Here is an 18,485-nt window from a genome sequence, read left to right as displayed (position 1 = left end):
GGAGACAATGCCGGGAGCGCCCCGGGCGCCTCCCCTTCCCTGGAGCCTCCGTGAAGATCCTCGTGGTGGACGACTCCCCGACCATGCGGCGCATCATCATCGGCAACCTCGTCCGCATGGGCCACGCGGAGGTGCTGGAGGCCGAGGACGGCCTCGCCGGCCTGGAAAAGCTCGACCAGGGGGGCGTGGACCTCATCATCACCGACTGGGACATGCCGGAGATGGACGGGATCGCGTTCGCCCGGGCCGTGCGGAGCCGGGGCGCCACCATGCCCATCCTCATGGTCACCACCCACGCCGCCACCCAGGACATCGTCCAGGCCCTCGAGGCCGGCGTGAACACCTACGTGGTGAAGCCGTTCACCCAGGAGTCGCTCAGGGAGAAGATCGACTCCCTTCTGGGCTAGGACCCTGGAGCCGGCACCTTTCCCCGGGCACAATAGAGGTTTAGGCCCAGGAGCCCCCGTGACCAGCCAGCCCTTCACCGAAGTCCGATTCCTCGCCGGCCAGGTCGGCGAGACCGTCCGGCTGCGGGGCTGGGTCCGCAATGCCCGCACCAGCAAGACCCGCTTCATCGAGCTGCGGGACGGCTCCGGTTTCGTCCAGTGCGTGGTCGGCGCCGCCGAGGCGGACCCCGAGAGCTACGAGCTGGCCGGGAAGCTCACACAGGAATCGGCCATCACGGTGACGGGCATTGTCCAGCAACACCCCAAGACCGGCCAGCCGGAGCTGCTGGTGAAGTCGCTGGAGCTGGTGGGCGGAAGCACGGACTTCCCCATCACGCCCAAGGAGCACGGCACCGAGTTCCTGATGGAGAACCGCCACCTCTGGCTGCGCAGCAAGCGCCAGTGGGCCATCCTCCGCATCCGCCACACGCTGGTGAAGGCCATCCGCGACTTCTTCGACGGCGACGGCTTCACCCTGCTGGATGCGCCCATCCTCACGCCGAGCGCCTGCGAGGGCACCAGCACGCTGTTCGGCACCGAGTACTTCCACGAGGGCATGGCCTTTCTCAGCCAGTCGGGCCAGCTCTACCAGGAGCCCGGCATCGCCGCCTTCGGCAAGACCTACTGCTTCGGCCCCACCTTCCGCGCCGAGAAGAGCAAGACCCGCCGCCACCTCACGGAATTCTGGATGGTGGAGCCCGAAGTGGCCTTCGCCCACCTGGACGACGTGATGGCCCTGGGCGAGCGCATGACCAAGTTCCTGATCCAGCGCGTGCTGGAGACCCGCCAGGAGGAGCTGAAGATCCTCGAGCGCGACCTCGCACCCCTGGAGACGGCCCTGACCACCACCTTCGACCGCATGACCTACACCGAGGCCGTGGAGAAGCTGAAGACGCTGGGCAGCGACATCAACTGGGGCGAGGACTTCGGCAACGACGACGAGACCATGCTCATGAACGCCACGGACAAGCCGCTGTGGGTGCATCGGTTCCCGAAAGCCTTCAAGGCCTTCTACATGGAGCCCGATCCCCAGGACCCCCGGCTGGCCCTGGGCGCCGACCTGCTGGCCCCCGAGGGCTACGGCGAGGTCATCGGCGGTGGCGAGCGCGCCTCCAGCCTCCAGTACCTCCTGGACCAGATCGAGCACGAGGGCCTCAGCCGCGCCGACTACGAGTGGTACCTGGACGTCCGCAAGTACGGCAGCGTCCCCCACGCCGGCTTCGGCATGGGCCTCGAGCGCGCCGTGGCGTGGATCTGCAAGCTGCCGCACGTTCGCGAAACCATTCCGTATCCCCGCATGATGGGGACGCTCAGGCCGTAGCGCTCGGCCACGAGTCCGCTCCCGCTGCGCGATCGCGGGCGGCAGCCTCCGCAGGGCTGCGCCCTGCTCCGACTCGGGCCGGCGGGTCCCCGCGCCGCGGGCTGCCGATACAGCCCGCTCTGCGACCCGCTTCGTCCCTCGCCGCACGTTCGCGAAACCTCCGTATCCCCGCATGATGGGGACGCTCAGGCCGTAGCACTCGGCCACGAGTCCGCTCCCGCTGCGCGATCGCGGGCGGCAGCCTCCGCAGGGCTGCGCCCTGCTCCGACTCGGGCCGGCGGGGCCCCGCGCCGCGGACTGCCGATGCAGCCCGCTCTGCGACCCGCTTCGTCCCTCGCCGCATGTCCGCGAAACCATCCCGTACCCCCGCATGATGGGAACCTTGAGGCCGTGGGGTTCGGGCGGGGAAAAACTCTCGCGGAGGGCCGCGGAGAAAGCGGAGGTTTGCAGAGGAAAGCTTCTCTATGGCTTTGCTCTGCATTCTCTGTGGCCTCTGCGTCCCTCTGCGAGAGTCGTGTCTTTCGACCAGCCTCGCGGGCCCTACAGCTGCATCACCACCCCCGGCAGCTTCTGAATCGCCTCCCGCAGGGGCGTTTCGGCCTGGCCGTGGGGCAGGGTGACCCAGAAGGTGTAGCTGATGAAGGCGCCCTTGCAGGCGGCGGTGTGCTGCTCGTCGCCGTCGGCCTGGGGGCCCAGGTGGGCGAGGATCAGCTCCATGACCATGTCGGGGCGCAGTTCCTCCTGGCGCCCGATGATCTTCATGGGGATGCGGGTGGGGTAGGTGACTTCGGGGCGACGGCAGGCTTCCATGGCCTCCATTCTACCGTTTGCTAGGCTGAAGGGTCGGAGGGACCCGTGCTGGAGCGTCTGAAGGACCTGGAAACGCAGTCCCGGAGACTGGATCCCGGCCCGGAAGGCCGGGCGGCCCTGTGGGAGGCCACCCGGGCCTACGGCGAGACCTACCTTGAAGCCCTGCCGGAGGCTCCCGCGTTCGTGCAGAAGGACCGGCCCGGGGCGGGCCTGGCGGACTTCCCCATCCCCGAGGCGGGGCGGCCCTTCCCCCAGGTGCTGGGCGCCTTGGGTGAGCATGTGGATGGCGTGGGGGCCAACGGGGCCTCCGGCCGCCACCTGGCCTTCATCCCGCCCTCCTCCCTCTTCACGGGGGCCCTGGGCGACCTGCTGGCAGCCCTCACCAACCGCTATGCGGCCTACTTCTTCGCGGGGCCCGGCGCCGTGCGGATGGAGAACCAGGTCCTCGGCTGGCTGGCCCGGGAGATGGGCCTGCCCGAGGGCAGCTCGGGGAACCTGGCCGCGGGCGGCAGCATGGCCCACCTGGTGGGCCTCTGCACGGCCCGGGAGGCCGCGGGCCTCAAGGCGGCGGATTATCCGAACGCCTGCGTGTACCTGTCGGACCAGGCCCACCACTGCCTCGTGAAGGCCCTCCGGGTGGCGGGCATGGGCGAGACGCCCGTGCGGGAGATCCCCACGGACGCCGACTTCCGCCTGCGGCCCGAGGCCCTGGAGGCCGCCATCCAGGCGGATCTCCGCGCGGGCCTGCGCCCCTGGCTGCTGGTGCCCACCGCCGGCACCACCAACACCGGGGCGGTGGACCCCCTGGAGGCCTGTGCCGACCTGGCCGCCCGCCATGGCCTCTGGATGCACACGGACGGGGCCTACGGGGCTTCCTTCGCCCTGACGGGCCTGGGGAAGGCCGCGCTCCGGGGCCTGGACCGCAGTGACAGCCTGGTGCTGGACCCCCACAAGGGCCTCTTCGCGCCCTTGGGCCTGGGAGCCCTGCTGACGCGCCACCTGGAGCCCCTGCGGAAGGCCCACGCCTTCCAGGCCGACTACCTGCCCTCGCCGCCGGAGGACCTGGAGGAGCTGAGCCCCTCGGAGACCACCCTGGAGTTCAGCAAGCACGCCCGGGCCCTGCGCCTGTGGCTGCCCTTGCAGGTCCACGGCGTGGCGGCCTTCCGCGCCGCTCTGGAGGAGAAGCTCCTGCTGGCCCGGTACGCCCACGGGCGGCTCCAGGAGATGCCGAGCGTGGATCCGGGCCCCGCGCCCCAACTGAGCGTCCTGGCCTTCCGCTTCCTGCCCAGGGCCGGCGACGCGGACGCCTTCAACCAGGCCGTGCTCCAGCGCCTCACGGCCGAGGGCCGCATCTTCCTCAGCGGCACGAAGCTGAACGGCGCCTTCCACCTGCGCCTGGCCATCCTCGCCGCCCGCACCCACAAGGACCAGGTGGACGAAGCCCTGGACCGGCTCCAGGCCGCGGCAACCTCGCTGACCTGAGGCCCTGACCTTTTCTCATGCTCTCGGCGTGCCAGCGTCGAGAGCTACCCGACCTCGATCTCCCGCAGGTCCTTCCCCGGCTTGAAGCGGATGCTCTTGCCCTTGGGGATCTGGACGCTGGCGCCGGTCTTGATGTTCCGGCCCATGCCCCGCTTGCGGGGGCGGGGTTCGAAGACGCCGAAGCCCCGGATCTCGATGCGGTGGCCGTTCAGGAGGGCATCCTTGAGGCGCTCCGTGAGGAGGTCCACCACCTGGAGGGCGGTGGCGCGGGAGCAGGGGTGAACCTTCATCAGCGAATTGGCGATGTCGATCTTGATCATCGGCGACCTCGGTTCAGGGTGGGAGGGCCAGGATAAGGGGAAGGGCGGTCAGCGTGCCAGGGTGATTTTCACGTCCGTGCCCGGAGGCATGGCCATGGGCATGCCCGGGGCGGGGGGCTGGATCTGGGGCGGGGCCGACGGTGTGCCGGATTCCCGGCCTCCGCCCTGGGCGATGGACATGCCGCGCTCCATGTTGGCCCGGGCCATGTCGGCGGTGGCCATGACGCCTTCGAGCCGCAGCTTGAACTCGCCCACGTTGGTGGCGCGGAGCAGGGCCTCCTCCTCGGTGATGAGACCCTGGCGCAGCAGGAAGTAGAGGCTCTGGTCGAAGGTCTGCATGCCGTACTGGGCCGTGCCCGCGGCGATGACGTCCTTCAGCATCTTGGTTTTGTCCTTGTCCTCGATGCAGGTGCGCACGGTCTCCGTGGCCACCATGACCTCCACGGCGGGCACGCGGCCCTGGCCGTCGGCGCGGGGCACGAGGCGCTGGGAGATGATGCCCTTGAGCACCGCCGCCATCTGGAGGCGGATCTGCTTCTGGTGGTGGGGCGGGAACACGGAGATGACGCGGTTGATGGTCTCCGTGGCGTCCAGGGTGTGCAGGGTGCTGAAGACCAGGTGGCCGGTCTCGGCGGCGTGCAGGGCCGTCTCGATGGTCTCCAGGTCGCGCATCTCACCCACGAGGATCACGTCCGGGTCCTGGCGGAGGGCGGCGCGCAGGGCCGTGGCGAAGGTCTTGCAGTCCGCCTCCACCTCGCGCTGGTTCACGATGCTGAGGTTGTCCCGGTGCAGGTACTCGATGGGGTCCTCGATGGTGAGGATGTGCTCGGACCGGGTGGCGTTGATCAGGTCGATCATGGCGGCGAGGGTCGTGGATTTGCCGGAGCCGGTGGTGCCCGTCACCAGCACCAGGCCGCGCTGCTCCTGGCAGATGGTCTTGAGGACCTTGGGGAGCATCAGGTCGTCGATGGTGTAGATCTTCCGGGGGATCACGCGGAGCACGAGGCCCACGGTGCCGCGCTGGTTGAAGATGTTGCAGCGGAACCGCCCGAGGCTCGGCACGGAATAGGCGATGTCGAGGTCGAGGTTCTCCTTGAACTTCGCCTTCTGCTTGTCGCTGGCCATGATGGCGTAGGCCATGGCGATGGTGTCCTCCTGCACCAGCCGCTTGAACTGCGTCATGGGCGTGAGTTTCCCCTTGATGCGGGCGATGGGGTGGTTGCCGACCTTGAGGTGGAGGTCGCTGGCGCCCTGCTCGCAGACCACGGTGAGCAGTTCGTTGATATGCATGGGGTTCTCCCGGTGTGGGTCCGCTTATCTTAGACCCCTGGCGCGACAATGGAAGGGGTTGCAATCAAGGCTCGGAAATCGGCCTCGCGTCTGGTAAAATCGAAGGTTCTGCCTGGCTTGTGCCCGGGCTGCCGGGAGCCAGATGACCTCGCTCGAGAAGATCCGCAACATCGCCATCATCGCCCACGTCGACCATGGCAAGACCACCCTCGTGGACGCCCTGTTCAAGGGCGCCCATATGTTCCGGGACAACCAGCGCGTCCAGGAACGGGCCATGGACAGCAACGACCAGGAGCGTGAGCGTGGCATCACCATCCTGGCCAAGACGACCTCCCTGCACTGGGGCGGCTACCGCTTCAACATCGTGGACACCCCCGGCCACGCCGACTTCGGCGGCGAGGTGGAGCGGGTGCTCTCCATGGTGGATTCGGTCCTGCTGGTGGTGGACGCCTTCGACGGCCCCATGCCCCAGACCAAGTTCGTCACCCGCAAGGCCCTGGCCCTGGGCCTGCGGCCCATCGTGGTCATCAACAAGGTGGACCGCCCCGGCGCCCGCCCCCTCTGGTCCCAGGACCAGGTCTTCGACCTGCTCATCGAGCTGGGCGCCACGGAGGAGCAGCTGGATTTCCCCTGCGTCTTCGCCAGCGCCAAGATGGGCTACGCCATGCTGGACATGAACGACGCCAGCGAGAACCTGGACCCCCTCTTCGACACCATCGTCAAGCACTGCCCCCATCCCAAGGGCAGCCCCGACGCGCCCCTGCAGATGCTCGTCACCCTCATGGACTGGAGCGACTTCGTCGGCCAGATCGGAATCGGCCGCATCGTGAACGGCCGCATCAAGGTGGGCGAGACCGTGGCCGTCGTGAAGCGCGACGGCAGCGTCCAGCAGCACAAGGTCACCCAGCTCTACGGTTTCGAGGGCCTGTCCCGCATCCAGCAGACGGAGGCCAGCGCTGGCGAGATCGTGGCCCTGGCGGGCATCCCCGACATCCGCGTGGGAGAGACCATCGCCGACGCCGCGAGCCCCGTGGCGCTGACCTATGTCGACATCGACGAGCCCACCATCTCCATGATGTTCATGGTGAACGCCGGGCCCTTCGCCGGCCAGGACGGCAAGCATGTGCAGAGCCGCCGCATCCGTGAGCGCCTCCAGAAGGAGCTGCAGCACAATGTCGCCCTTCGGGTGGAGGACACGGATAGCCCCGATTCCTTCAAGGTGAGCGGCCGCGGCGAGCTGCACCTCTCCGTGCTCATCGAGACCATGCGCCGCGAGGGTTTCGAGCTCTGCGTGAGCCGCCCCGAGGTGATCCTCCACACCGATCCCGAGACCGGCGAGAAGCTGGAACCCTACGAGGACGTGACCATCGACATCCCCGAGGCCTTCATGGGCGTGGTGATGGAGCACATGGGCAACCGCAAGGCCGAGATGCAGGACATGGGCAACGAAGGCGGCCGCCTGCGCCTGCACTTCAAGATCCCCTCAAGGGGCCTCATCGGCTTCCGCAGCGAGTTCATGACCGACACCCGCGGCGAGGGCATCCTCCACAGCCTCTTCAGCCACTACGGCCCCTACAAGGGCGAGCTGCCGGGCCGCAAGAACGGCGTGCTCATCAGCATGGAGCAGTGCGAGGCCGTGGGCTTCGCTCTCATGAACCTGGAGGAGCGCGGCGTCATCTTCATCCACCCGAATACCCGCTGCTACGAGGGCATGATTGTGGGCGAGCACGCCCGCGAGAACGACCTGGTGGTGAACGTGGCCAAGGGCAAGAAGCTGTCGAACATGCGCGCCAGCGGCAGCGACGAGGCCACCCGCCTCACCCCGCCCCGGGAGCACACCCTGGAGCAGGCCCTGGAGTACATCGAGGCCGACGAGCTGGTGGAGGTCACCCCCAACTTCATCCGCATGCGCAAGCGCGTGCTCGACACCAACGAGCGGAAGAAGTCGGAAAAGCGGGCGGAAGGTTGAGCCGCAGCCGTGGGATGTGACGGTCGGAGAGGTTGAGCCGGGCGTCTGAGCATCCGCAGGATGCGAAGAAGAAGTCGGAAAAGCGCCCCGGGGCTTGAGTCCCGGGGCGCTTCCCGTATATGCTCCAGGGCTCATCCCTTTTTTCCTGGAGCGTGGCTGAGGGGCAAACCCCTTCCGGCGCGTTCTGGCCCGGAGGTCCCCCCATGCGCCTCGCCGCCGCTTTCCTCGGTCTGGCCCTCTCCACCCTGGGCTTTGCCCAGGGGCTGCCCATGCCCATCCTGGCCAAGGCCGATCCCCAGATGGTCTACCCTCAGTCCGCCGGCTGGCTGGACGCCTACGGCCGCGTGGTGATCACCCTCACGGGCGCCAACCTTGCGCCGCCGGATGGCGACCTCGGCCATCCCGCCGGGCCCGAGGGCGGCTACCAGCACATCTACGTGCGGGGCCTCTCGCCCGGCGGCGACCGGGCCACGGCCTGGGTGCCCGCGGTCTGGGACAACGGTGCCCGGGTGCTGGGCGCCTGCGCGAGCACGGTCATCCTGCTGGCGGTGGATCCCGGGCGCTTCCTCAGCGAGCCGGGCAGCCACCTCCAGGTGAAGCTCTGGGTGTCGGCCGGCGCGGACGGAGCGGACGACCCCAGCGGGTCCCACCAGCTGAGCAGCCCCTGGTCCCCCATCAAGACCATCGACGTGGCGCCCGCCGGCGCCGTGAAGCCGGTGACGACGCCTCCGCCCAGCGCGCCGGCGGCGCTCACGCGCATCGTCCCCTCCGACATCCAGATCGGAGTTCCCCAGCCCTCCTTCCGGCTGAAGATCTACGGCACCCACCTGAGCCCCAACGCGCTGAAGGTGGTCTTCAACGGCGACCGTGACGGCGCGGTGCCGGCGGAGGACCGCGTCCACTACTACGACGATGACGGCAGCTTCACGAAGGGAGGCGAAGGCCTCATCCACGTGACCATCCCGGAGCGTTACCGCCTGGCCAAGCCCGGCCAGCTCCGGATCGCCGTGATGGATGACAGCGGCGCCACGCCGGAGAAGGTGGTCACCTTCAGCCTTCCGGTCCGCACCTCGGCCCGGCCCGCGATTCCCGCCCTCTCCCAGGCGGCCGCGGCGACCGCCGCCCGGACAGCGGCCCCCGGAGCCCAGGCCGGGGCCGCGATCCCAGGGGCCACGATTTCCGGGATAACCGGCCCTGGCCCGCAGATCACGCGCCTGAACCCGACGGAGCTGAAGGTGGGCGACCGCGCGGCGGCCTTCCGCATCCGGATCTACGCCAGGCACCTTGGGCAGGAGGTGCCGAAGGTGGCGTTCAACGGGGAGGAGGCCATGGCCATCCCCGCCGAGGATGCGGGCCGGACCGCGGATGACGATGGCGCCAGCCTCCAGACGGGCGAGAAGGTGCTGCACGTCACGATTCCGGACCGCTACCGCCGCGCCACGCCCGGTCCTCTGTCCGTGAGCCTGTTGGTGGGGAAGGCGAAGAGCGCCCCAGCCCAGATCCTGTTCAAGGGGCCGGAGCCGGTCCAGGCCGTGCGTCCCCTGGCCCCGGCGCTGCGTCCCACCACACCACCTACCGCGCCGGCCCCCGTGGTGGCGCCCACCATCCGCCGCTGATCCCGGCGCCGGCCGGGATGGCATCCTGAAGCATGGCGCTGGACCCTCCCTACACCGCTCCGCCCCGGTCCACCTTCCTGCAGAAGCTGGGACCGGGCGGATTGGCGTCCTTCCTCCTGGCCTCGGGTTCGGCCGTGCTGCTGCTGGGCCTGCCGGTCTGGTGGCGGATGCGGCGCGTGCTCCGGGTGGCGGGCGGCGATCCCATGGAGCCCTCGGATCTCATCCTGGTGCTGGGCCGGCGCCTGGAACGGGACCGTCCCACGCGGGTCTTCGAGGCCCGGCTGGCGCACGCCGCGGACCTGTGGCGACGGGGCCTCGCTCCGCGGATCCTCGTGGCGGGCGGGCTGACGGGACGCGCGCAGATCAGCGAGGCCGAAGCGGGCTGCGCGTGGCTGCGCGGCCAGGGAATCCCGGATGAGGTGCTCCGGACCGAGGACCAGAGCCAGCACACCCTCGAGAACCTTTTCCAGGTGCGGGAGGCGCTGCGGGCCGAGAGCTGGGGGAGCCTCCTCCTGGTCTCCGACGGCCTGCATCTGGCCCGGGCGGGGGCTCTGGCCCGGGGGCTGGGCCTGACGGTGCGCTGCAGCCCCGCCCCCGGCTGTCCCCCGTCGCCCGGAAGCCCGGCCTGGTGGCGGCGGGCGGCCGTCGAGGCCTTCTTCCTGCACTGGTACCACACCGGCATGCTCTACAGCCGCCTGATCCGCAGCGAACGGCAGCTCGAGCGGGTGACCTGAAGACTGCGGTGATGGGGACACGGCTGGTCATCTGATCCTCGCCCCCACCCCCATCGGCAACCGGGGCCCCTCTCCGCGAAGCTGAGCGGAAGCGCCGGCTGAGTGGGAGGACGCGACTGAATGTCGCGCCCGATCGAGGGCTGCCAGACTGGATGGATCATGACCGGCCATCTCATCCTCGTCCCCACGCCCATCGGCAACCGGGGGCCCCTCTCCGCGAAGCCAAGCGGAAGCGCCGGCTGAGTGGGAGGACGCGACTGAATGTCGCGTCCGATCGAGGGCTGCCAGACTGGATGGATCATGACCGGCCATCTCATCCTCGTCCCCACGCCCATCGGCAACCTCGGCGACCTCACGGACCGCGCGAAGGAGGCCCTGGCGGAGGCCGACCTGGTGGCCTGTGAGGACACCCGCCGCACCGGCGGCCTGCTCAAGCACCTGGGATTGGACAAACCCCTGCTGCGCTTCGACGACCACGCCGGCGCCGCGGCCTACGAGCGCATCGGCCTGGAGCTGGCCTCGGGCCGCACCGTGGCCTACTGCAGCGACGCGGGCATGCCGGGCATCAACGATCCCGGCTTCGAGATCGCGCGGGCGGCCCGGGCCGCGGGAGCCAAGGTCACCGTGCTGCCGGGCGCGTCCGCCGTGCTGCTGGCGGTGGTGGCTTCGGGCCTGCCCAGCCACGCCTTCAGCTTCTGGGGCTACCTGCCCAACCGCAGCGAGCCGCGTCGCACCCTGCTGAAGAAGCTGGGCACCGAGGAGGAGACGGTGGTGGTCTTCGAGACGCCCCACCGCATCCACGAGACCCTGTCCGATCTGGCGGAGCTGCTGCCGGACCGCGAGATGGCCCTGGGCCGGGAGCTGACCAAGCTGCACGAGACCTGGTACCGCGGCACGCCGGACCAGGTGAAGGCCCAGCTGGGCCGGGAGGATCGCGGCGAGATGGTGCTGGTGCTGGCGGGAGCCGGGGCCAAGCGGCTCGTCAACGAGGGGCCGGCGGCGTTCGATGGCACCCTGCCGGACTGGGCCAAGGCCTACCTTGCCGCCGCCCGCGAAGGCGGCATGACCCTCCGCGAAGCCGTGAAGCCCCTGGCCAAGCACCTGGGCGTGTCCGCTTCCGAGCTGTACCGCCTGGCGGCTGACCTCTAGGGGCCGCCGGATCGCCTGGCGGACCGGCCCCAACCCTCACTCTGGCTCGTGCCCGATGCCGTGGGTCGCGACCATGTGGGTCGCGGAGCAGGCTCCAGGGGAGCCTGCGGAGCGGGGCCCCACAGGGAGCGAGTTTGACCATGTGGGTCGCGGAGCAGGCTCCGGGGGAGCCTGCGGAGCGGGGCCCCACAGTGAGCGAATCATGTCAAACTCGCGCGCCGGGCTAATCGGGCTCCGAGCCGATGCCGTGGGTGATGCTCTGGTGCCCGAACACCTCCCAGGCCAGCTGCCGGAACCGCTCCGTATGGCCCCAGTCCTTCTGCCGGTCCATCCAGAGCTTGAAGTGGATCAACTCGTGCTCGAGGATGCGCCGCTGGATGTCGTCGGGCGTGTGGCAGTTCATCCCGCACACCTGCTGGGGCCAGGGCCAGTCCCGGCGGCGCAGCAGGGGGATGCTGAGGCGGATCTCCGGGTGCCACTTGCCGCGGGAGTCTTTCTCGATCACGAAGAGCCCCGCGCACCGCGCCATGCGGGGCGACCAGATGACGGGGGGAGGCGTGAGGCCCCATCCCGCCTCGCGGAGAATGGCCTGGGCCTTGTGGCGAAGCGTGAGGTTCATGCCTCTGATCTTGGCGGAATCTGGGTCCGGTTGGGTCATGGCCGGGCCGTGCGTCAGCAGGTGAGCCTGTAATGGAATCTGTCCGAGGTGTCCTGGGTGGGGTCGCCGTTGACCTTTTCGGGTGGATCCGCTCCGCCACGATCTGCGCAATTTGCCCCTAGCCGGATCATCACCCAGGGGAAGGTCCGTGGACCTTCCCCTGGGTTTTACACCTTAGTGATGTTGCCTGCCGTGGCTTTTGGCCGAGGCCTTGGGAGCCGGGGTTTCTGCCATGGCCAGATTGGCTGCGCTCATCCAGAAATTCAGTTCCTTCTTGGCGAGACTGTCCTTCATGAAGTACTTGTCCTGCCAGGAATCATCTATCGCCAAACCGCTCCAAGCACTGCCGCCCTTCTGCTGAAGTGTGTAGCGCCACCGGTAGTGGTCGTAGATGTCCATGATGTGGGTGGCGTAGGCGGCAGCTAGGAGTTGGTTCCCCTTGATGATGAGCAGGTTCTCATCATTGTTGTACGAGGCACGATAGCCGAGGTTGTGGCTTCCTGTAATTACCACGCAGTCCTGAGAGAAGGGGTCCACTACTACGATCTTGTCGTGGATGATCGCGTGGGCACCTGGGGAGGCCTTCAGGAGTTCCTTCTCCCACCAGCCGAATTGGTCGTTGATGGCGGCAGCCGCCACGACTTCCGAGGTGCCGGGTGAAGCTGAACGGTGGAAGAGGCTCGTGGCGAAGTCCTCAGCAGCTTTGGGGTCCGTGGCAGCACCACGAATGAATAGGTCGCTGTTCTGGTTCTCCGCCTCCGCCGCGTGGTCTACGACACTGGGTGAACCGGGCTGAAAAACGAGGAACAGGACGGCTTCCTTGGCTTTATCCATCACCTCGAAGACGGCCGTCACGTCTTCAGGAGCGTCAGAGTTTGACGTCTTGTTCTTCTGCTTCGTGTTGGAGGAGAACCAGGCGGTGACACCTGTGGATCCATGATCGGCCTTCACGTCGTGGGCTTGGCAGTTCTCCTTCCTGAAGGCTGCACTCTGCTCGCCGGCATCCTCTTTCAGTCGATCCCAGTAGTCCTTGTAAATGGCAGCCAACTCCGGAGATTCGATCAGGATCCCGTTGTTGCTCTGGGCGCAGAGCCCCGTGTCGGTCCAGTTTGTGCTGCCGGACCAAACGGCCTTCGGTGTGCCCGAGCGGTCTGCGTAGATGACAAACTTGTTGTGGCCGATGTGTCCGTTTGGAACTGTACGATCTGTGATGTCGATACCTGCCTCATGGAGAGCTTGGCGAGCAGGCTGATTCTCGGCGTCATCTGCACCAGTATTGGAAAGGATGAGGTGGACGTAATCTTTCCCCTGCAAGAGTCGCTGCTCGAGTTCAGGATCGGTGAGCTCGTACAGGGCCACGAATAGTTCCCCCCCTTCCTGATCTACCTGATCGAAGAGGCCGAGCATGGCTTCGGGCGAAGGCCGCTCACGTAGAAGTCCAGGATCTTCGGCAGAAGATCCGCGAACCGGTTCTCAACCTGGTGACGTCCGCTCTGGTCCACGCGCCGCTTCAACTGGGCGATCTCGTTGCGGTGCTGGGTCGAGGCCCGCTTGAGGCTCTCGATCTCGCTCCGGGCTTCGGTGCGGGCGAGCTGAAGGATTTCAGACTTCAGAACGGGTGCAATGTCGGGTAGGTCGCACCATAGGTGAGATCTCTGCAATTGAAACACATTCGCTAAATATAGCCTGAGGTGAGAATGACACTACCGTTCGGCCCCCAAAATCTACCGTTCGGCGAAGAAGAGAATGATTGCTCGTAATTGGTTGTAGTCTAAGCGAGAATGCGCATTCCAAAAAGGAATCGATATGGCTGACTTCCAAGCTTTTTGCATCCCCAAAATCCACTCCCCAGATTACCCATGGGTACATCACCCATTTCTGGATCCGTCGGGGGAAAGAGAAGAATAAAGGATCGCCCAAATTGCTTGTCCTACCAGGTAAATGCTTCAATCGATCGCTAGATGAATGCAATACAATATAATCTTAATAAACATATTATAGACTTGTCTTAAATGATCTATCAAGTAATTACATTAGATTGATATTTGGGTTTAAGCCCATTCAATATTTTTCGGTCTTTTATTTAATATGCACGATCGATTGCTCAATTTATTGGGAGTATTTAATGTCGGTTAAAAAGAATGATATAATTCAAAAATATTTTCATGCTTGTACCTGCTTGCTGGTTATAGGTATGACTACTGTCTTGCACGGGCAAGAGAATTTTTTCTCACCATTGGGTCTCAATAAAGAAGTGTCAAAAAGTTATAAACACGACTTCGTATCTGTCATTCATGGACCAGGACAAATCAAATTTGAAATGCCTCTCGGTCCGGGAATAGGCATGAGGGGCTTATTTTTTAGGCCAAAAATACTGATTCACCTTGCACAAAAAACAAGTTCTGTGCAAACGGGTAGTTGTGGTTATGGTGTTTATTCTGATTGCACTGGGAACGATCATTTATATACTTGGGTCGATGGTGATGGTCCAGTGGTGCTAGCGTATAATGCTAATGATATAGAACCGGGATCACCCGTATCAGGGCCATCAGATCAAATTATTAGTTCCGGTTCTCAAAAAAGATACGATACTTGGGAAATCGCAGATTTTGGTCAGGATACAGGAACTCTTACACAGGTTATGGCCACCGGGCGCCTGACCATGGTTCCAAATACCACTCAATGTTCCATTATTTTACCTGATGGAACGGAGTGCTCAACAACGAACATAGCAGAAAACAGGATTGACCCTAATGCATATTCAAATTTGCTTACGCAATTTGGCTATATAATAAGTAATATTTCCACTTACGGATCAACAAAAAGTACTAACAATGGCCTCTTGTTTTCTTTGTTGGGTCAAAATGAGCTAGATGTGTCAATTTACCAGGACTCGGCTTCCCCGGCAAGAGGGCCAGGGCGATATCTATTGATAAAAGATGATGTTGCATATGAATATGATTACTTTACTTATTCTCAAGTGCCGGCTCCTCCGGAGTATGACAGCTGCGGAATGCCAACCGGAACATCACGATACTGGATCTCTGGCTTTGGCTATAGGTTAACGTCGATGAAAAATCGATTTGGGGATTCTATTTTATTTTCATATGGAGCGAACAACTTCGATTATGAAGCTGAGTTATGTGCCAATAATTTGAAAACCAATAGAAAAGTAGTTGGGAGTCTGATTTTTTTAAATTCAAATTTAAATCTTCCAGATGCTGGTGCACCAACCGAAGTGCATTCATCTATTGGCAACAATGCGATAAGTATTAGTTGTACCACCATTGATAATGGTGCGACAATCAGCTCTATTTCTATTGATGGAGCGATTCGTAGTGGTATGAATTCGAATTATCGAAATAAAAATCTACCCGCATGTCCAGTATATGAAGTTCTGAACGAGCTGATTCAACCTAGCCTAATTCGAGATCAAATGAGTGGATACAATATCGAAATACATTATGCTTGGCAACATGGAACCCTCCCTTACCTTCCAAGTGGATTGAATGTTTCAGCAGTAGCCATCGATGAAATTATTTTTCCTGGGGGTGAATCGTTTAAGTTTACATATGAGCCTATGATTTATCACGCTACAGATGATGAGAACGCTGATTGGGAGCCCATGGCTTGGCCAGTTAAGTCAATTAGTCATAAAGATTCATCGTCTGGGGTAGAAAGATTGACTACATATTCAAGGCGAGTTCCAATTGCAACAAATGTAATTCTTAATCCAGAAGATACACAAGGAAACTATATATACCAGTATGACCGACAATGGATTAACCGAGATTCATACGAGGCAGAAACTTTACCTGATGGAAGAATAGTTTTGAGAAAGTTTGTTCCACCTCAATCCTCAGCTAGAATCGGTGCGATCGCCCTCATGAATGAGCCTGATCGAGCAAAGTACGAATCCTTTTATTCCGGAACTTTATTTGAAGAAAGAGTTTATTCTCCAGGAGCTAATTGGGAACCAGGAGTATTGGTTCCCGATCTGCAGGTGCTTTCGGTAAAATTCTATGATGAGTGGGATGCTTCAGATAATTCGAAAATTGATACTCACCCTTATGGTGTAGCCCCCGATCCATTGGTCGGAAAATCAATTTATTCTCGCTACTATCCAACCCGTATCACCAGCTGGAACGCGGCAACAAAAATTGCTAACATAGAGAGGAAACTTAAATGGGACAAGCCTTCTAGTCAATGGACGGAAGGCCATCAAATATCCATTCCGAATGTATCTGACCCATGGACATCGCTTGAGTTGGATGTTAATAGGCTAAGTAGCTCTCTTGCTGGAAGAAGCGAAACCATGACTGGATTTTATGGAATGGTGGACCGCAATGTTAAGACCACATTCAAAACTCTTGATGGTTATTTCAATTTAGGTGACTGGACTGAAAAGAACTTTTTTGAAAACAGTACGACTCGACTCCCATCCATATATCGAATGTCTAACATAAAGAATGGCATAACGATTTCTGAAGAAACTCGAGCTGTGGACGGCATTCATATTCGCAAAGATTATACCTATGATACCGATACAATTGGTGTGCCAAAAAAGATTTCACTTGCTTCAGATGGTCAATTCGGAACAGATGGAACGGTCGGAGTAAATCTTGGTTACGACGAATTATTCCGTCTAAACAAAGTTCAAAAGTTAGGTGCCGGCTATTTTTCTACCAGGATAATTAATCTTGACGGAACACCTAACTCAATTACAGATATTAATAAATTTACTTATTCTTACACATGGGACTCCCTTGGAAGGCTCACTTCCGAACGTCGCCCAAATCCTGAAATTGGAAGTACTGTGGTATATTCAGACGACACTTCTTCCTTCACAATTACCCATGGTGACCAAGAAGAAGCTTCGTTCCGCAATGCGTTTGGTGAGGTAATAAGGGCGACTCGAAAGGACACGGCGAGCCACTCTAGTTATAAAAAGTTCGGATATGACCCATCTGGACGAAAAATATGGGAAACCATCTGGTTGGATGGTGTCGGTGTTAATCAGGGGTGGGACCAGTCGCTTCCTGCGCTGGGAACCCAGTTGGCGTATGACCTGTATGATCGAGTAATCAACCATGTGGACCCGAACGGCATTCAAACGACCACCAATTTTCAGGGATTGGCGAAAGTTATTACGGTCGCACCAGGAACCACACAGAGTGCAACGACCGCATATGTGTACGATGTTTTGAATCGGTTGGTGAAGGTTGTGGATGCCCTCAATCAGGTGACAACCTATGATTACGATTCGGCTGATAGAATTACTGCCGTCCACCAATATTCGACCAGTTCAGGGGTGGGCAAGGATGCGGTTGGAACTGGGTTGGTTCAGACCCGGAATTGGATTTACGATGGGTTAGGCCGTCTGGTTGCTCTCGACCAACCCGAGAGTGGTGTGACCTATTACACGAACTTCGACGTAATCGGTAATCCAGCTAATACCGTATATGGATTACCACGAGGATGGAGACCAGCAACGCTTTCTGGAACAGATAGTTCTGCTTATTCAGTTGCTGGGGTCAGGGCCATCACCTCCAGTTTCGACACTCAGGGACGATTGCTCTCGACTGATTCCAACGATGGCAGCATTAATAATGTATTTAGGTATGATGAGTCGAGCCGCGGATATTCCAATGGCAGGCTCACGACAGCCGTTTCAGGCGGGGTAACTAAGGCGATCGGTTATGGTGGCTTAAATGGCAGAATTTCAGATTATAATTTATATTTGAGCGATCAAACATCGTTTATTCAGTCGCTTACCTACAATGAATATGGAAATATTAAAACTCGAGTTTACCCCAGTGGACAAACGCAAACCAATCTATATCATTCAATGATGAATTTACCGAATGGCACGACTTTCAACAATTCAAGCCTGGTAAATATTTCGTACGATCCCGTACATTGGGGAATGAGCTCAATCGCATATTCCAATAGTGCCAATAGTTTTTTCGGTTACGACAGAGACCAAACACGTCTACTTCGAATGACTCATACCCAAGGGGTGAACACTCTGAAGGCCTGGACCTATTCCTACGATCCTCAAGGTCATATTCTCTCTGATACGGAGGATTGGTACGGCTACGATCCCTTGGGGCGACTGACGACTATACTAACAAGAGATTTGGATCCTTCTACTGGGAAAACAAACAATTCGTCTAGCGCCATAGGTCAGCTTATCGGGTATGACAGCTTTGGAAACCGATCGAATTTGGATTCAAAGGCTGTCCTCAATTGGCCAGCAGGGGGAGCCCCACCCATACCCGGTTCCTGGGTGACGACGCCGACCGCCAAAGGTTCAACCTATATCTTCAATACGTCTGATGCGGCTTTGATTGGAAGAAATCAACTTCCAGGTACAACGACCACTGGTGCATTTACTGGAGCTGGTTACGATGTGCAGGGCAATCTGATAAGAATTTACGGAGCCTTGGGGGATTCCAGCAAGCAACTCTCCATGACGTACGATGCCCTGGGACGCGTAAAGACCATGGCAGATGCTTCTCGGAATATCGTCGAAGTTTATACGTACGACGATCAAGGATTGCGTGTGCTGACGGAAGTCTATCAAGGGAGTGTCGCCTCGCAAAACCTACAGAAAAAACAGTACCGGATTTACAACGAAATACGCCAGTTGGTGTCCGAGTACGAACTGGTGAAGGAGTAGATCATGAG

Annotated in this window: 14 protein-coding genes; 9 read left to right on the top strand and 5 right to left on the bottom strand. The window is 61.3% G+C overall.

Annotated elements, in window-relative coordinates; genetic code table 11:
* The first annotated feature begins 50 nt into the window (after positions 1-50).
* Together MLE42_RS03770 and asnS are read left to right on the top strand one after the other, a co-directional pair.
* Complete coding sequence (locus MLE42_RS03770; RefSeq protein WP_243286552.1) at positions 51-407, top strand: response regulator; 357 nt, start codon at positions 51-53, stop codon at positions 405-407.
* Positions 408-465: 58 nt separating this feature from the next.
* Positions 466-1,767: an asparagine--tRNA ligase gene (gene asnS / locus MLE42_RS03765; RefSeq protein WP_243286551.1), complete on the top strand. Its 1,302-nt coding sequence runs from the start codon at positions 466-468 to the stop codon at positions 1,765-1,767.
* A 540-nt stretch (positions 1,768-2,307) separates the two neighbouring features.
* On the opposite strand, the gene MLE42_RS03760 is transcribed toward asnS, so the two are convergent.
* A complete protein-coding gene (locus MLE42_RS03760) occupies positions 2,308-2,577 on the bottom strand; it encodes a DUF493 family protein (protein WP_243286550.1) in 270 nt (89 codons plus the stop codon).
* Positions 2,578-2,622: 45 nt separating this feature from the next.
* On the opposite strand from MLE42_RS03760, the gene MLE42_RS03755 reads away from it, so the two are divergent.
* The gene (locus MLE42_RS03755; protein ID WP_243286549.1) at positions 2,623-4,059 is read left to right on the top strand and encodes a pyridoxal phosphate-dependent decarboxylase family protein; all 1,437 of its coding nucleotides are present in this window, start codon (positions 2,623-2,625) and stop codon (positions 4,057-4,059) included.
* Positions 4,060-4,103: 44 nt separating this feature from the next.
* On the opposite strand, the gene MLE42_RS03750 is transcribed toward MLE42_RS03755, so the two are convergent.
* Together MLE42_RS03750 and MLE42_RS03745 are read right to left on the bottom strand one after the other, a co-directional pair.
* A complete protein-coding gene (locus MLE42_RS03750; protein WP_243286548.1) occupies positions 4,104-4,379 on the bottom strand; it encodes an HU family DNA-binding protein in 276 nt (91 codons plus the stop codon).
* A 48-nt stretch (positions 4,380-4,427) separates the two neighbouring features.
* Positions 4,428-5,669 carry a type IV pilus twitching motility protein PilT gene (locus MLE42_RS03745; RefSeq protein WP_243286547.1) on the bottom strand — a complete coding sequence of 414 codons (1,242 nt, stop codon included), beginning with the start codon at positions 5,667-5,669 and terminating at the stop codon, positions 4,428-4,430.
* Between the two features lie 142 nt (positions 5,670-5,811).
* Between MLE42_RS03745 and typA the strand changes: the two genes are divergently transcribed.
* The 5 genes from typA to rsmI all read left to right on the top strand — a co-directional run bounded on the left by typA (position 5,812) and on the right by rsmI (position 11,137).
* Positions 5,812-7,638 (top strand): translational GTPase TypA, encoded by a 1,827-nt coding sequence (gene typA / locus MLE42_RS03740; protein WP_243286546.1) that lies wholly within the window; start codon positions 5,812-5,814, stop codon positions 7,636-7,638.
* A 203-nt stretch (positions 7,639-7,841) separates the two neighbouring features.
* A complete protein-coding gene (locus MLE42_RS03735) occupies positions 7,842-9,254 on the top strand; it encodes a hypothetical protein (RefSeq protein WP_243286545.1) in 1,413 nt (470 codons plus the stop codon).
* Positions 9,255-9,286: 32 nt separating this feature from the next.
* Positions 9,287-9,988 carry a YdcF family protein gene (locus tag MLE42_RS03730; RefSeq protein WP_243286544.1) on the top strand — a complete coding sequence of 234 codons (702 nt, stop codon included), beginning with the start codon at positions 9,287-9,289 and terminating at the stop codon, positions 9,986-9,988.
* Positions 9,989-10,108: 120 nt separating this feature from the next.
* Positions 10,109-10,231 (top strand): hypothetical protein, encoded by a 123-nt coding sequence (locus tag MLE42_RS15985; protein ID WP_275975696.1) that lies wholly within the window; start codon positions 10,109-10,111, stop codon positions 10,229-10,231.
* A 57-nt stretch (positions 10,232-10,288) separates the two neighbouring features.
* Positions 10,289-11,137, top strand: coding sequence for a 16S rRNA (cytidine(1402)-2'-O)-methyltransferase (rsmI, locus tag MLE42_RS03725; RefSeq protein ID WP_243286543.1), 849 nt, complete (start codon positions 10,289-10,291; stop codon positions 11,135-11,137).
* Positions 11,138-11,360: 223 nt separating this feature from the next.
* On the opposite strand, the gene MLE42_RS03720 is transcribed toward rsmI, so the two are convergent.
* Together MLE42_RS03720 and MLE42_RS03715 are read right to left on the bottom strand one after the other, a co-directional pair.
* Complete coding sequence (locus tag MLE42_RS03720; protein ID WP_243286542.1) at positions 11,361-11,756, bottom strand: SprT family zinc-dependent metalloprotease; 396 nt, start codon at positions 11,754-11,756, stop codon at positions 11,361-11,363.
* Between the two features lie 213 nt (positions 11,757-11,969).
* Complete coding sequence (locus MLE42_RS03715; protein WP_243286541.1) at positions 11,970-13,202, bottom strand: phospholipase D-like domain-containing protein; 1,233 nt, start codon at positions 13,200-13,202, stop codon at positions 11,970-11,972.
* Between the two features lie 718 nt (positions 13,203-13,920).
* On the opposite strand from MLE42_RS03715, the gene MLE42_RS03710 reads away from it, so the two are divergent.
* Positions 13,921-18,477 carry an RHS repeat domain-containing protein gene (locus MLE42_RS03710; RefSeq protein ID WP_243286540.1) on the top strand — a complete coding sequence of 1,519 codons (4,557 nt, stop codon included), beginning with the start codon at positions 13,921-13,923 and terminating at the stop codon, positions 18,475-18,477.
* Positions 18,478-18,485: the final 8 nt, after the last annotated feature.

The organism is Geothrix terrae (assembly GCF_022808775.1).
In the GTDB taxonomy this organism is placed as follows: domain Bacteria; phylum Acidobacteriota; class Holophagae; order Holophagales; family Holophagaceae; genus Geothrix; species Geothrix terrae.
The sequence above is the reverse complement of the archived record's forward strand: the minus strand, read 5'-3'. Positions and strand labels throughout refer to the sequence as shown.

What these genes read in the sequence shown, in the direction of transcription:
- MLE42_RS03760 (WP_243286550.1), bottom strand. Translation starts at nt 2,577, where the DNA reads ATGGAAGCCTGCCGTCGCCCCGAAGTCACCTACCCCACCCGCATCCCC.
- MLE42_RS03750 (WP_243286548.1), bottom strand. Translation starts at nt 4,379, where the DNA reads ATGATCAAGATCGACATCGCCAATTCGCTGATGAAGGTTCACCCCTGC.
- MLE42_RS03745 (WP_243286547.1), bottom strand. Translation starts at nt 5,669, where the DNA reads ATGCATATCAACGAACTGCTCACCGTGGTCTGCGAGCAGGGCGCCAGC.
- typA (WP_243286546.1), top strand. Translation starts at nt 5,812, where the DNA reads ATGACCTCGCTCGAGAAGATCCGCAACATCGCCATCATCGCCCACGTC.
- MLE42_RS03735 (WP_243286545.1), top strand. Translation starts at nt 7,842, where the DNA reads ATGCGCCTCGCCGCCGCTTTCCTCGGTCTGGCCCTCTCCACCCTGGGC.
- MLE42_RS03730 (WP_243286544.1), top strand. Translation starts at nt 9,287, where the DNA reads ATGGCGCTGGACCCTCCCTACACCGCTCCGCCCCGGTCCACCTTCCTG.
- MLE42_RS15985 (WP_275975696.1), top strand. Translation starts at nt 10,109, where the DNA reads ATGTCGCGCCCGATCGAGGGCTGCCAGACTGGATGGATCATGACCGGC.
- rsmI (WP_243286543.1), top strand. Translation starts at nt 10,289, where the DNA reads ATGACCGGCCATCTCATCCTCGTCCCCACGCCCATCGGCAACCTCGGC.
- MLE42_RS03720 (WP_243286542.1), bottom strand. Translation starts at nt 11,756, where the DNA reads ATGAACCTCACGCTTCGCCACAAGGCCCAGGCCATTCTCCGCGAGGCG.
- MLE42_RS03715 (WP_243286541.1), bottom strand. Translation starts at nt 13,202, where the DNA reads ATGCTCGGCCTCTTCGATCAGGTAGATCAGGAAGGGGGGGAACTATTC.
- MLE42_RS03710 (WP_243286540.1), top strand. Translation starts at nt 13,921, where the DNA reads ATGTCGGTTAAAAAGAATGATATAATTCAAAAATATTTTCATGCTTGT.